The following is a 12,484-nucleotide window of genomic DNA, read 5'->3' as shown; positions in this document are numbered from 1 at the left end:
TAAATCGCCCACCGCAGTCGTGCTCCCAGCGAAACCGGGATTCCGTCTCCACCGGCCCTGATTCAGGTCAAATTCCCGACCGTTGCCACGGCAATCGGAACATTTCCCGCGGATTTTTCCGGATTGCGGCGAAACCCGAGGGCTTCGGACTGCCCCGGGCAGCTAGCCGGCGACGGGCAGCGACCGGGCGCCGAAGATTCCCTGTCCTACACGCACCACAGTCGCACCCTCTGCAATGGCCAGCTCAAAGTCGCCACTCATGCCCATGGACAGTTCCTCGATGGACATCCCGGCGGGCGCGCTTTCGCGCAGTGAGTCCCGGAGTTCCCGCAGTCGCACGAAACATGCGCGAACCGCTTCGCTGTCGTCACTGAACAATGCGAGCGTCATCAGGCCCTTGACATGGAGCCGGTCAAACCGGGGCAGCTGGTTCACGAATTCCCGAACGTCTTCCGGGGCCAGACCGGACTTGCTTTCCTCGTCGGACGTGTTGACTTGGACAAAAACATCGAGCTGGCGATCCTCGACTTCGAGCCGGCGCTGCAGGGCTTCCGCCTGGCGAAGGCTGTCCAGCGCCTGGAATTCGTCTGCATACTTCGCCACGAATTTTGCCTTGTTGGTTTGCAGGCTTCCAATGACGGAGAACTTCAGTCCCGGAATGTCGGCCAGGAGCTCCGCCTTTCGAGCCACCTCCTGGACCTTGTTTTCCCCCAGAAAATCCATTCCCGCCGCAATAGCCAGGCGAAGGCGGTCCTCCGGCACGGTCTTGCTAACCGGCAACAACCGGATCGAGGCGGGGTCCCGCCCGGCCTTTCGCGCCGCGGCATCGATCCGGGACCTGACAGAGGCAAGGTTTTGCTTGAAATCGTCGATGGAGTTGGCCTGGGCGGCGGCAGGGTTGGAGGATTTTAGCGGCTGTGTCATGGAGGGGGAAAGTCTTTCACGATGAGGAGCGTCGAAGGCACGGCGCATCATTCGGATGGCCAGTGCACCAACGCCAAGATAGCATGTCCCGACAGGGCCCGGCCTTACCCGTTCGCCGTCCCTCCCGGATCCGGCACGAACCCCATTTTGGCCGCAACCGCAGGGGCGGGATCCAACCGACGCGCCAGATGGCGCGCATCGCGACCGGCCCCGCCGATGATGCCGGAGGTCAGGCCATACTGGAAGGGAATGCCGAGAAACCCCAATCCGGGAAACTCGGTACTGACGCCCCGGCGGTGGAATGGATAGCCGTTCCCATCCGTCCCGAGCCCCTCGATCCATGAATAGTCCGGGCGGTATCCCGTGGCCCATATGATCGTGGACGCCTCGACCGGGGTCCCGTCCTGGGTCGTCATCACCCCATCGCGCACCGCTTCGATTCTCCCGACAGCGGCTACGCCTGCGGCTGCAACGTCCTGGGTGGACACCCGGATCAGCGGTGCACCTCGATTGTGGATCCGCTGGGCGACCTTCCGGCCAGCCGGAGTCGATCGCGTCAACAGCCTATGGACCAGGAGCCAATACAGCGCGGGGGCGTAGCGAATGAGTGCTTCCGGGACGTGGGGTGTGGGCCTTCCGGAAATGGTGACCCGGTGGCCAGGAGCCAGCTCGCAGGCGATTTGGGCACCGGACGTCCCGAATCCAACCACTGCCACGGGGCCATCCGGGATCTGGGCAGGGTTCCGGTATTCGCTCGAATGCAGTTGCATTGCATCTGCGGAGATTTGTTTCGAAAGCGGAGGAATCCGGGGCATTTGCTGCACGCCCGTGGCCACTACCACCCGGCTGGCCTCGAACACTCCCCTATCGGTTCGTACGCGGAATCCGCCGCCGGGGCCCATTTCCAGTCGGCGGGCTGTTGTCGAGGTCTGGATCGGCAGCTGGAAGGACGCGGCGTACGTCCGCAAGTACTCTGAAACGGCCCTGGCGGTGGGAAATGTTCCGCGTGCTGCCGGAAACCTCTTGCCGGGCAACCCGTCATGTTCCGCAGGTGTGAACAATTCCAAGGATTCCCACCGGGAACTCCAGCTGTTCCCCGGAGTCTGCCCTGCTTCAAGCACCACGAATTCTTCACCTTTCACCGCCAATTCGTGGGCCATGGCCAATCCGCAGTGGCCAGCTCCAATGATGATGGTGAAGTGATTCTGTCGTCGGCTTTTCATGGCGGTCTCCTCATTGCCTGAAGCCTTGGTCGCTGTGTCGCTACGATACGCTTCCAGTCACTGGAGCTCTATGCCTTCTCACGGATTCCCATCATGCAGACAAACCCAATGTCCCGGCCCGCGAACGCGGCGCCGCGATCCAGTCGATCCACAACTCCGTGGCCAACAAGACGGGGGTGCTTTTAAGGATTACCGACCTGGCCGCCGCAGGGGAAGATGCGCCGGCAACTCCACTGGCCTGATTCGCGGCGGAGCTCGCGAGCACCAAGACGCCTCGGGGTATTGCCGTCGTGCTTTCCGATTTGCTCAGCGATATCAAATTCATGACCGGTCGCCAGGTTCACCTGCGGCCCAAACGAAAGCGCCACCCCTCCTTCAGGAGAGGTGGCGCTTGGCCAATGGCTGAATGCGGCGTATTAGACCTTTTTTACGACGGAAGACTTGAGCTGCATGGGCCCGAACCCATCGACCTTGCAGTCGATGTCGTGGCCGTCGACGCCGTTGACCAGACGGATGTTGCGCACCTTGGTGCCGACCTTGATGGACTGGGCTTGCCCCTTGACTTTCAGGTCCTTGACGATGGTGACGGTATCGCCGTCGGAAAGCACCTTGCCGACGGAATCCTTGATAACGGCTTCCTTCGGCTCGTCCACTGCGTCGGCTTCGGCCGACCATTCGTGGGCGCACTCGGGGCAAACCAGCAGGGCGCCCATTTCATATGTATAGGGGCTTGAACACTGCGGGCACGATGGCAATACGTCACTCATGCCCATCATTCTAGTACGACCGCAGAACTCGTCCGCCTGGCCGTAAACGCCACGCGGCAGTACATCCCCGCGGTCCCTGGCCTAGAGACTGATGATCCGGCCCACTCCAACTGCCGCGCATGCCCACAAAACGCTGACGAAGGTTCCCAGAATGAACTGCTCCGCGGCCGCGTGTTGCTTAAGCTCGGAAAATCGCCCCAGACCCTTCACCGCCAGAACCACTGCCAGGCCCTCCGGCCAGGAGGCCCACAGGGTCGAGGCTATTGCCGCGCGTTCCAACAACCCGATCCACATGCCTCCGCGCAGCGGGCTCGGCTCCACATCATCGGAAGCGTCGTCCCCGGCGGCCCTTTTGAAGGCCGCAAGCCGGAAGACCGTTTCGGTGACCGGGCCCCCACCCAGGGTTGCGGCCGCAACGCTTGCCACGACCACAAGTTCATGCGGGATGGAGGATGCGGCGGGAAGGTGGTCGCCGATCGCAGCGGCGAGACCTGCCAGGCCAAGCACGGCCACGAGCAGGTAGCTGGCGGTCGACTGCTTCAACGGCCAGCGAAAGCCGGAATCCGCGAAGTATCTAGGGGTGCCCAACGGAATAACACTGACCAGCAATGCCCAGGCAATCCAGCTCATGAACCCTGCCCGCCTTCCATCGTCATCGAATAGTCTGCCAGCGCCCGACCCGCCAGATCGGTGAGCCTGGCGGTCTCGTACCAGAGCCCCGAGGCCAGGCGCGCCGAAACGGCCTGCTGCGTGATCTCCAGGCGTGCAGCGACCTGCTGCTGGGTCAGGCCCTGTGACACCAGTGTGCCGGCCTCGGCCGACGTTTTGGTTCGTCGCGCGTTGACCAGCGCGAGGAGCTGCAGTTCGGCCTCGATCCGCTCCGCTTCCGGCCCGGGGCCCGACAGCGCCAGGGCGCCACTTGAGTTCTTTGCCCGCTCGACCGAATCCCGCGCATACTCAAAGGCCTGCCCTCGTCCCGCCCGCGTTTCCCGGGGCATCGGGGTCTGCACCGACCCCACCCCGATTCCTACGCTCCACTCCCCCGTGTGTGCGACGTCCAGGGCCAAGGCAACGGCCATGGCACCGTCGTCGAGCACTCCCTGCAGCTCATCGCCCGCGGTTCTCTCGAATCCCCGCACCGCGTTGTACTCGCCGTCCAGTCGGCGCAGCAGGGACTCGACCTTGTCCGGCCCCGAGCGGGACCTACGCTGGTCTATGGTGATGACAATCATGACACAAACTTACAGACTTGTACCGTTATTCACAATGCCTGGGACTTGTCGTCCCTTTCACAAAGGCGAGCACATGCGAGGCCCCGCACCATCCACAGAAAACGAAGGGCCTTCTCCGCACGCGACCCGGCTACGCTCGGGGCCATCTTCCCGCTTCCGGGCCCGGAACCGGGGCCGCGAAGACAGGGCCTTGGGCAAGCAAAAAGGTCCCCGGCCGAAGCCGGGGACCTTTTCATTCATACATTTTGGTGGAGGTAAGGGGATTCGAACCCCTGACCTTCTGCATGCCATGCAGACGCGCTACCAACTGCGCCATACCCCCAAATGAGAGCCGCCCTTGCGGGCAACTCAACCATCATAGGCCACACAAAACGTGTGGCGCAAATCGAGGGACCTAGAGCGAATCCGGGAGCGTTTCGACGTGCGACATGTCGGTGGCCGGCTCGCCCGTGGTCGGCAGTTCGATGACCGGGCAGTCGCCCCAGAGGCGCTCCAAGGCGTAGAAAACGCGGTCCTCGTTGTGCTGGACGTGGATGACGACATCCGCGTAGTCGAGCAGGACCCAGCGGCCCTGGCCGCGACCCTCGCGGCGAACCGGACGGATCTCGAACTTCTCGGCGAGCTTGTCTTCGATCTCGTCAACAATGGAATTGACCTGGCGCTCGGAAGCGGCCGAGGCGATCAGGAACGCATCGGTGACACCGAGGCGTTCGGAAACGTCCAATGCGACCAGGTTTTCAGCCTGCTTCTCGGCAGCGGCGAGGGCAGCGGTCTGCACCAGGTCGATGGAATGTTCGTGGGCGCTCATGGGGTTCTCCTTGAGAAATTGGGTGCGACGCGGTGGGCGCTAGTTTGAGTTCAGGAACATAATGAGACCGGCAACAAGTGCCGCGCCTCCAACGGACAAAGCCGCGATGACCATCAAGTACATGTTGTTGGCACGGCGCATTCCGGCGGTCTGCACATCCAGTGGCTCAAGCCCCTGCGCGCGAACGGCACGCACGGGTGGGCGAGCCACCGAAGACCCACCATTTTCGGCGGGGGCATCCTTGGTATCGGGTGCTTGCCCTGCCTTGCCGGCGCCCGGGGCCACGGGGGCCTTGGGGCCGGCGGGTGCGGAGGCAGCGGGCCTGGCCGCCGCCGTCCGTGCCGGTGCTGCTGCGGCAGCTTGTGAAGCGGCGGGAGACGTGGAGTCGCGAGCCGGTGCCTGGGCCGGAGTAGCAGCCTTTGGCTTGTGCGCAGGTGTGACCGCCGGGGCTTTCGCTGCCGGGGTCGTCGGCTTCGGCGCGCGGGGCGCCGATGCCGGAGTCTTGGTGGCCGGAGCCGCGGGGGTTTGCCGATTCTCGACGATGGTGCCCTGGTCGGTCATGGCAATGTTGTAGCCGCGCGTCAGCGGACCGGTGATGCCGGTGTTGACCAGCTTCTTCTCGATGTCCTCTTCGCGCAGGTGGTTCATCGCCCCGGTAAAGGGGTCGGAGCGGCGGGCGCCGGCACGCTGGCTGTTTTCTTCCTGCATGCGCTGGCGTTCGGCGGCGCGGCGGGAAATGATGGCCGCACGGGCGGCAAGTTCGCGTTGCTGGGCCAGGACCTCCAGGTCCACGTCGGCCAGGTCTTCCTCGGGCTGGATCAGCAGCGGCTCGCTCGGGGCCGCCCCGCCGGAGCGCCGGCGCAGCGCCAAGGCCTCTTCGACGCTCATCTGGGGTGCCACGGCACCGGGTGCCTGCGCCGCGGGATCAACACGCGGCTTGGCGGGAGCCTTCGCTGCGGCAGCGGGCTTGGCGTCCTCTGGCTTGGATGCAGCAGGCTTGGCCATTGCACTGGCTTGGGGCTGTGCAGGGGCCTTGGCCGGGCCCGGTTCGGCGCCGGAGCCTGCCTCCTTGGCGGTGCTGAGCGCCTGCAGGCGCATCTGCTTGCGCGTCAGCGGTGCGGGGTCGTCGGCTGGAGACGGATCCTTGGGGGAAAGCTCGGAGACTTCCTGTTCCAGCCGGCGGCGGGTACGCAGTGCCTCGCGGTCGCGGGCACGCTGTAGCGAGGTGCGTTCGGTGCGCTGGGACACGGCGTCCACCACGCCGGCGGCGGCGCGGCGGCTGCGCACGGGCTCATCGGCTTGCGGCGCTGACTTGGCGGCGGGCGCAGGTGCGGCCGGGGCTGCCGGCTTGGCGGCCGGAGCCGGGCTCTTCGCCGCGGGTGCTGGGGTCTTGGTCCCGGGAGCAGGCGTCTTTGCCGCGGGTGCGGGCGCCTTGGGCGCCGGCGGGGTCTTTGCAGCCGGAGCGGCGGGAGCGGGCACGGAAGGCTTGGCGTTGGCCGGCTTGCCGGCGGGGGTCGCGGGCGCCTGGCCCTGCGCCTGCTCTTGGGCAAGCTGGGCTTCGGCCTCGGCACGTCGCTGCTCCCGCAGGGCTCGCCTGCTGAGCGCGGGCCCGGTCTCGTCGCTCATCTTGTCCATTCCCGGCCGTCTCTATACCTGGCCGTTGCTTACTGCGTTGTTCTTGTCGTTGTACAGCTTGTACTTGGCGATGTATTGCACCACGCCGTCCGGCACCAGGTACCACACCGGATGTCCGGTCCGCACCCGTTCCCGGCAATCAGTCGAGGAAATCGCCATGGCCGGGACCTCCATCAACGAAACGTCGTTGCGGTCAAGCACCGGCAGCTCGTGGCCGGGCCTGGTGACCCCCACGAAGTGCGCCAGCTGCCAGAGCTCCTCGGCGTCCTTCCAGCCCAGGATCTGGGCCATGGCGTCCGCGCCGGTGATGAAGAACAACTCGGCGTCCGGACGCTGCGCGCGCAGGTCCCGCAGCGTATCGATCGTGTACGTGGGGCCGGGACGGTCGATGTCCACCCGGCTCACGGTGAATCGGGGATTCGCCGCCGTGGCGATCACCGTCATCAGGTAGCGATGTTCGGCCGGGGCCACGTCGCGGTCCAGCTTCTGCCAGGGTTCCCCGGTGGGCACGAACACGACTTCGTCCAGGTCGAAGACCGCTGCAACTTCGCTGGCGGCCACCAGGTGGCCGTGGTGGATCGGATCGAACGTGCCGCCCATGACGCCCAGGCGAAATGGGCGGTCCGTTCGTTCGGCCGTCAGACGGCTAGTGATGGCCGTGCTTGTTGGTGTGCGTGCGGTGCGTGTCCTCGGGCTCCGGCTTGACCTGGTGGCGGTTGCCGACGTTGGAGTAGGACATCGTGATCAGCAGCATCACCATGAAGAGCAGGAAGATGCCGCCGCCGACAATCAGTGCCTGCGTTTCGGTGGACATGCCGCCACCGGCGTTTTCGGAAGCGGCGAGGGCCGCGTTCAGGGACTGGGTAAACATGTTTCTCCAGGTTGTTGCGTGCCGGACGCGCACATGCGTGGGCGGCACTGTGTTGTATCTTTTATGACTCGTTAGCCTCTATCGTACCCACCTTGGCACGCGGCTACGAACGAACATGCCCATCGCCCTGCACAATCCACTTGGTGGTGGTGAGCTCGCGCAGGCCCATGGGACCGCGCGCATGCATCTTCTGCGTGGAAATGCCGACCTCCGCCCCCAGGCCCAGCTGCCCGCCGTCGGTGAAGCGGGTGGAGGCGTTGACGATCACCGCGGCCGAATCGACCTCGGCAATGAAGCGCTCGGCGTGCGAGAGATTGTTGGTCAGGATTGCCTCGGTGTGCCCGGTGCTGTGCGCCCGGATGTGCTTGATGGCGCCGCCCAGGTCATCGACCACGGCAACGGCCAGGTCAAGGTCCATGTACTCGGTGTCCCAGTCCGCCTCGACCGCGTCGACGGTGGGTGTCGCGCCGGCAAGCGCCTTGGCGCGGGCGTCGACGTGCAGGCGCACCCCGGCCTTGTGCAGGGCCGCGAGGACCTCGCCGGAGGCCTTGGCGTTCGCGTTGAGCAGCAGCGTCTCCACGGTGTTGCACACCGAGGGGCGCTGGGTCTTGGCGTTGAGCAGGATCGGCACCGCCATCGCGGCGTCGGCCGATTCGTCGAGGTAGATGTGCACGTTGCCCTCGCCGGTCTCGATGACCGGGACGCTGGCGGTGGTGACCACGCGCTGGATCAGCTCGCGGCCGCCGCGGGGAATCAGCACGTCGATCTTCCCGCGCGCACCCATCATCGCGTCGGCGCCGTCGCGTCCCCAGGCGTCGACCGAGGCCACGGCGTCGGCCGGCAGACCCACGGATTCCAGGGCGTCGCGGATCAGCGCCAGCAATGCCACGTTGGAGTGCGCCGCGGCGCTTCCCCCGCGCAGCAGCACCGCGTTGCCGCTCTTCAGGGCCAGCCCGGCGATGTCGACGGTGACGTTGGGGCGGGCCTCGTAGATCGCGCCGATGACGCCCATCGGGACGTGGACCTGGCGCAGCCGCAGCCCGTTGGGCAGGGTCTGGCCGCGCAGCACGGTGCCCACGGGGTCCGGCAGCCCGGCCAGTTCCTCGAGCGCGGCGATCAGCGCGTCCACGCGCGCGTCGTTGAGCTTGAGCCGGTCCAGCAGCGCGTCGGAGGTGCCGTTGGCGCGGCCCGCGGCAATGTCCTTGGCGTTGGCCTTGATGACGGCGGCGCGGTTGGCATCCAGCGACGCGGCAATGGCCAGCAGCGCCCGGTCCTTCCAGTTGCGGTCGGCGCGGGCCAGCACGCGCGAGGCGGACCGGGCCCGGTCGGCGAGCTTGCCCACGGCCACCGTGGCGGCCGCGATGCCGTCGGCGGGACCTGCTACGTCGGTAAGATTCAGCGATGCGTCAATGTTCTGGCTCATGATCACCCATTCTACGGTGGATGCACAGCGGCCCGCCCCCATGTTAAGCACGGGGACGGGCCGGGCATCGCGTGCCCGGGTCCTAGACGACGACCAGGTCGTCGACGTGCACCACGGCGCGTTCGAATTGGCTCCCCAGGTCCTCGCCGAGTTCCCGGGTGGAGCGGCCCAGCATCTGCGGCAATTCCGCGGAGGAGAAGTTCACCAGTCCCCGGGCGATGACCCGCCCGGCGGCGTCGGTGATTTCCACCGCGTCCCCGGCCTCGAAGGACCCCTTGACCCCGGTGATCCCGGCAGGCAGCAGCGAGGCGACACCCGAGGCCACGGCGCGCACGGCCCCGGGATCCAGCAGCAGCCGCCCCTGGGTGGTGGCGAGGTGGGCCAGCCACAGCATCCGGGTGGAGCGCCGTCCGCCGCGGGCGGAGAACCAGGTTCCCACGTCCGCCCCGGCCAGCGCGGCTGCCGCGTTGGCGGTGGAGGTGACCAGCGTGGGGATGCCCGATTCGGCGCTCATGGTGGCGGCCTCGACCTTGGTGGCCATGCCGCCGGTGCCCAGCCCGGCTCCCCCGGTGGAGCCGATGCGCAGGCTCGCCAGGTCCTCGGCCCGGTCGACCCGGGAGACGCGCACTCCCCCGGCGTTCGGCGGTGCGTCGTAGACCGCGTCGACGTCGGAGAGCAGCAGCAGCGCATCGGCCTTGACCAGGTGCGCCACGAGGGCCGCCAGCCGGTCGTTGTCGCCGAAGCGGATCTCGTGGGTGGCCACCGTGTCGTTTTCGTTCACGATCGGCACCACGCCCAGGGCCAGCAGCCGGTTCAGCGCGCGGAAGGCGTTGGCGTACTGCTGGCGGCGGATCAGGTCGTCGGCCGTCAAAAGCACCTGGCCGACGGTGACCCCGTGGGCGGAGAACGCCTGGGTGTACTTGGCCATCAGCAGCCCCTGGCCCACCGAGGCGGCTGCCTGCTGCGTGGCCAGGTCCCGCGGGCGGCGCCCCAGGTCCAGGGGTGCCAGCCCGGCGGCGATGGCGCCGGAGGAGACCAGGATCAGCTCGGTCCCGGCGGTGTTGACCGCGGCAAGGCGGTCAACCAGGGAACTGAGCGCCTCCTCGGAGATGCCCCCGGCCAGCGTGGTCAGGGACGAGGAACCGACCTTGACCACGATGCGTGAGGCACGGGGCAGGTCCTGGCGTTGCGTGATGCCCGAGGGCTGGTGGGTGGCGCGCACGGTGCTGTGTTACTCCCCGGACTTGGGAAGCTGGTGCTTGTAGTTGACGGACTCCGTCCAGATTCCGGCCTTGCGCTCGGCTTCCAGGTCCTCGCGGGCCGCGGCCTTGGCGCCCTTGCGCGCCTCGTGCTGCGCACGCTTCTCCTCGCGGGAGGGGCGTGCGCCGAATTCGGCCAGGCGCTCGTCCTGTCCGCGGCGCGAGCCCAGGAGCTCGGCACCGGCGGCCATCGTCGGCTCCCAGTCGAAGACCACGGCGTCGACCTCGGAGCCGATGACCACCGCGTCACCGGGCTTGGCGCCCAGCTTGTACAGCTGGTTTTCGACGCCGAGCTTGGCCAGGCGGTCGGCGAGGTAGCCCACTGCCTCGTCGTTGCGGAAGTCGGTCTGCATGATCCAGCGCTCGGGCTTTTCGCCGATGACGCGGAAGAGCGGCTCGAGGTTGCGCTCCTCCTTGCGGATGACGAATCCGGCCTTGCTGGCCTTGCTGCCGCGCGGGCGCAGCACCTCGACGGGAACGGGCAGCGGGGCTGCCTCGATCTTGGCGCGCGCCTCGGTGACCAGCTCGGACATGGCGAAGGAGAGCTCGCGCAGCCCCTCGCGGCTCATGGCCGAGACCTCGAAGACGCGGTAGCCGCGCTTCTCCAGTTCCGGGCGCACGAATTCTGCCATGTCACGGCCGTCCGGCATGTCGACCTTGTTCAGGGCGATCAGGCGGGGGCGTTCGTTCAGCGGAATGATCTGGCCGTCGGCGCCGGCAAACGAGGAGTCGACCTCGTAGGCGTCAAGCTCGGCCTGGATGGTTTCCAGGTCGGCAACCGGGTCGCGGTCCGTTTCCAGGGCGCCGCAGTCAAGCACGTGCACCAGGGCGGCGCAGCGTTCGACGTGGCGCAGGAACTCCAGGCCCAGGCCGCGGCCCTGCGAGGCTCCGGGGATCAGGCCCGGCACGTCGGCGACGGTGTAGCGCACGTCGCCCGCCTGGACCACGCCGAGGTTCGGGACCAGGGTGGTGAAGGGGTAGTCGGCGATCTTGGGCCGGGCCGCGGAGAGCGCGGCGATCAGCGAGGACTTTCCGGCCGAGGGGTAACCCACCAGGGCGACGTCGGCGACCGACTTCAGCTCGAGGATGACCTCGGCGGCGGTGCCGGGGGTGCCCAGCAACGCGAACCCGGGGGCCTTGCGGCGCTGGCTGGAGAGCCCTGCGTTGCCCAGGCCGCCCAGGCCGCCGGAGGCAACGACGTATTCGGATCCGTCACCGATCAGGTCGGCCAGGATGTCGCCGTCGCGGTTCTTGACCACGGTGCCCTCGGGCACGGGCAGGACGAGGGACTCGCCGTTCTTGCCCGGGCGCAGGTCGCCCTTGCCGCCCTCGCCGTTTCCGGCGTGGCGGTGCGGCGAGTGGTGGTAGGAAAGCAGGGTGGTGGTCTGCGCGTCTACACGCAGGACCACGTTTCCGCCGTCGCCGCCACTGCCGCCGTCGGGTCCGCCGAGGGGCTTGAATTTTTCGCGTTTGATGGAGACACAGCCGTGCCCACCGGTACCACCGGAGACATGGAGGACCACTCGGTCGATGAAGGCTGCCACGGTTGAAAGCTCCTAGCAAAAAAGGATGGTGTTTTCCGCTGCCCGCCCGGGGGCGGGGTGCGGCAAAAAACTGGGGGTTTTGGAAAAACACATAGAGGGTGAGCCGTGCGGCCCACCCTCTACAGTGTAATGAATGCGGTTACGCGCTAGTTAGCCAGCGGTAACGATGTTCACGACTTTACGGCCGCGGCGAGTGCCGAATTCGACAGCCCCGGCTTCCAGTGCGAACAGGGTGTCGTCCTTGCCACGTCCCACGCCGGCGCCCGGGTGGAAGTGGGTGCCACGCTGGCGAACGATGATTTCGCCGGCCGAAACGACCTGACCACCGAAGCGCTTGACGCCAAGGTACTGGGCGTTGGAATCGCGACCGTTGCGAGTGGAACTCGCGCCCTTCTTATGTGCCATTGAAAATGCCTACCTTCAGGTAATGAGAATTCTTGGAATCAACCGCAATTAAGCGATCGAGGTGACCTTGACCTTGGTCAACATAGCGCGGAAACCCTGGCGCTTCTTGTAACCGGTCTTGTTCTTGAACTTCTGGATGACAATCTTCTGGCCGCGAAGGTTCTCAATGACCTCAGCGGTCACCTTAACCTTGGCAAGCTCATCGGCTGCCGAAGTTACCTTCTCGCCATCAACCAGCAACAGGGCTGGCAATTCAATGGAGGCGCCTGGGGCGGCCTTCAGGCGGTCAAGGGTAACGAGGTCTCCAACAGAAACCTTTTCCTGGCGGCCGCCAGCGCGGACAATTGCGTACACCACGTGGGTACTCACTTCTACTCGACGTTCAATCTGTCT

At 66.4% G+C, this 12,484-nt stretch carries 14 protein-coding genes and 1 tRNA gene; all 15 read right to left on the bottom strand.

Features of this window, described 5'->3' with window-relative positions; all coding sequences use genetic code 11:
- Window positions 1-162 precede the first annotated feature (162 nt).
- Complete coding sequence (locus KRR55_RS04290) at window positions 163-975, bottom strand: YggS family pyridoxal phosphate-dependent enzyme (RefSeq protein WP_336245032.1); 813 nt, start codon at window positions 973-975, stop codon at window positions 163-165.
- Between the two features lie 53 nt (window positions 976-1,028).
- Window positions 1,029-2,147: a flavin-containing monooxygenase gene (locus KRR55_RS04285; protein WP_217387826.1), complete on the bottom strand. Its 1,119-nt coding sequence runs from the start codon at window positions 2,145-2,147 to the stop codon at window positions 1,029-1,031.
- 416 nt (window positions 2,148-2,563) lie between these two features.
- On the bottom strand, window positions 2,564-2,914 hold the full coding sequence (locus tag KRR55_RS04280; RefSeq protein ID WP_217387825.1) for a zinc ribbon domain-containing protein YjdM: 351 nt from the start codon (window positions 2,912-2,914) through the stop codon (window positions 2,564-2,566).
- An 81-nt stretch (window positions 2,915-2,995) separates the two neighbouring features.
- Window positions 2,996-3,544 (bottom strand): hypothetical protein, encoded by a 549-nt coding sequence (locus KRR55_RS04275; RefSeq protein ID WP_217387824.1) that lies wholly within the window; start codon window positions 3,542-3,544, stop codon window positions 2,996-2,998.
- Window positions 3,541-4,146, bottom strand: a complete 606-nt coding sequence (locus KRR55_RS04270) for a SatD family protein (RefSeq protein ID WP_217387823.1) — start codon at window positions 4,144-4,146, stop codon at window positions 3,541-3,543. The genes KRR55_RS04275 and KRR55_RS04270 overlap by 4 nt, the downstream gene beginning before the upstream one ends.
- 246 nt (window positions 4,147-4,392) lie before the next feature.
- Window positions 4,393-4,468 (bottom strand) — tRNA-Ala (locus KRR55_RS04265).
- Window positions 4,469-4,540: 72 nt separating this feature from the next.
- A complete protein-coding gene (gene rsfS / locus KRR55_RS04260; protein WP_217387822.1) occupies window positions 4,541-4,954 on the bottom strand; it encodes a ribosome silencing factor in 414 nt (137 codons plus the stop codon).
- A 39-nt stretch (window positions 4,955-4,993) separates the two neighbouring features.
- Complete coding sequence (locus tag KRR55_RS04255; RefSeq protein WP_217387821.1) at window positions 4,994-6,580, bottom strand: hypothetical protein; 1,587 nt, start codon at window positions 6,578-6,580, stop codon at window positions 4,994-4,996.
- Between the two features lie 21 nt (window positions 6,581-6,601).
- A complete protein-coding gene (gene nadD, locus KRR55_RS04250) occupies window positions 6,602-7,231 on the bottom strand; it encodes a nicotinate-nucleotide adenylyltransferase (RefSeq protein WP_256449133.1) in 630 nt (209 codons plus the stop codon).
- Between the two features lie 4 nt (window positions 7,232-7,235).
- Complete coding sequence (locus tag KRR55_RS04245; RefSeq protein WP_217387820.1) at window positions 7,236-7,460, bottom strand: hypothetical protein; 225 nt, start codon at window positions 7,458-7,460, stop codon at window positions 7,236-7,238.
- Between the two features lie 103 nt (window positions 7,461-7,563).
- The gene (locus KRR55_RS04240; RefSeq protein ID WP_217387819.1) at window positions 7,564-8,883 is read right to left on the bottom strand and encodes a glutamate-5-semialdehyde dehydrogenase; all 1,320 of its coding nucleotides are present in this window, start codon (window positions 8,881-8,883) and stop codon (window positions 7,564-7,566) included.
- An 82-nt stretch (window positions 8,884-8,965) separates the two neighbouring features.
- A complete protein-coding gene (gene proB / locus KRR55_RS04235) occupies window positions 8,966-10,105 on the bottom strand; it encodes a glutamate 5-kinase (RefSeq protein ID WP_217387818.1) in 1,140 nt (379 codons plus the stop codon).
- A gap of 9 nt (window positions 10,106-10,114) precedes the next feature.
- Entirely contained in the window at window positions 10,115-11,686 is a 1,572-nt protein-coding gene (obgE, locus tag KRR55_RS04230) for a GTPase ObgE (protein WP_217387817.1), read from the bottom strand.
- 150 nt (window positions 11,687-11,836) lie between these two features.
- Window positions 11,837-12,091: a 50S ribosomal protein L27 gene (gene rpmA, locus KRR55_RS04225; RefSeq protein ID WP_217387816.1), complete on the bottom strand. Its 255-nt coding sequence runs from the start codon at window positions 12,089-12,091 to the stop codon at window positions 11,837-11,839.
- 48 nt (window positions 12,092-12,139) lie between these two features.
- Entirely contained in the window at window positions 12,140-12,448 is a 309-nt protein-coding gene (gene rplU, locus KRR55_RS04220; protein WP_217388267.1) for a 50S ribosomal protein L21, read from the bottom strand.
- Between the last annotated feature and the right edge of the window lie 36 nt (window positions 12,449-12,484).

This window comes from Paeniglutamicibacter quisquiliarum (assembly GCF_019084045.1).
Taxonomy (GTDB): Bacteria; Actinomycetota; Actinomycetes; order Actinomycetales; family Micrococcaceae; genus Paeniglutamicibacter; species Paeniglutamicibacter quisquiliarum.
The sequence above is the reverse complement of the archived record's forward strand: the minus strand, read 5'-3'. Positions and strand labels throughout refer to the sequence as shown.

Coding starts and splice junctions, on each gene's coding strand:
- KRR55_RS04280 (WP_217387825.1), bottom strand. CDS start 2,914: ATGAGTGACGTATTGCCATCGTGCCCGCAGTGTTCAAGCCCCTATACA.
- KRR55_RS04255 (WP_217387821.1), bottom strand. CDS start 6,580: ATGAGCGACGAGACCGGGCCCGCGCTCAGCAGGCGAGCCCTGCGGGAG.
- rsfS (WP_217387822.1), bottom strand. CDS start 4,954: ATGAGCGCCCACGAACATTCCATCGACCTGGTGCAGACCGCTGCCCTC.
- KRR55_RS04240 (WP_217387819.1), bottom strand. CDS start 8,883: ATGAGCCAGAACATTGACGCATCGCTGAATCTTACCGACGTAGCAGGT.
- KRR55_RS04245 (WP_217387820.1), bottom strand. CDS start 7,460: ATGTTTACCCAGTCCCTGAACGCGGCCCTCGCCGCTTCCGAAAACGCC.
- rpmA (WP_217387816.1), bottom strand. CDS start 12,091: ATGGCACATAAGAAGGGCGCGAGTTCCACTCGCAACGGTCGCGATTCC.
- KRR55_RS04275 (WP_217387824.1), bottom strand. CDS start 3,544: ATGAGCTGGATTGCCTGGGCATTGCTGGTCAGTGTTATTCCGTTGGGC.
- KRR55_RS04285 (WP_217387826.1), bottom strand. CDS start 2,147: ATGAAAAGCCGACGACAGAATCACTTCACCATCATCATTGGAGCTGGC.
- KRR55_RS04290 (WP_336245032.1), bottom strand. CDS start 975: ATGATGCGCCGTGCCTTCGACGCTCCTCATCGTGAAAGACTTTCCCCC.
- KRR55_RS04270 (WP_217387823.1), bottom strand. CDS start 4,146: ATGATTGTCATCACCATAGACCAGCGTAGGTCCCGCTCGGGGCCGGAC.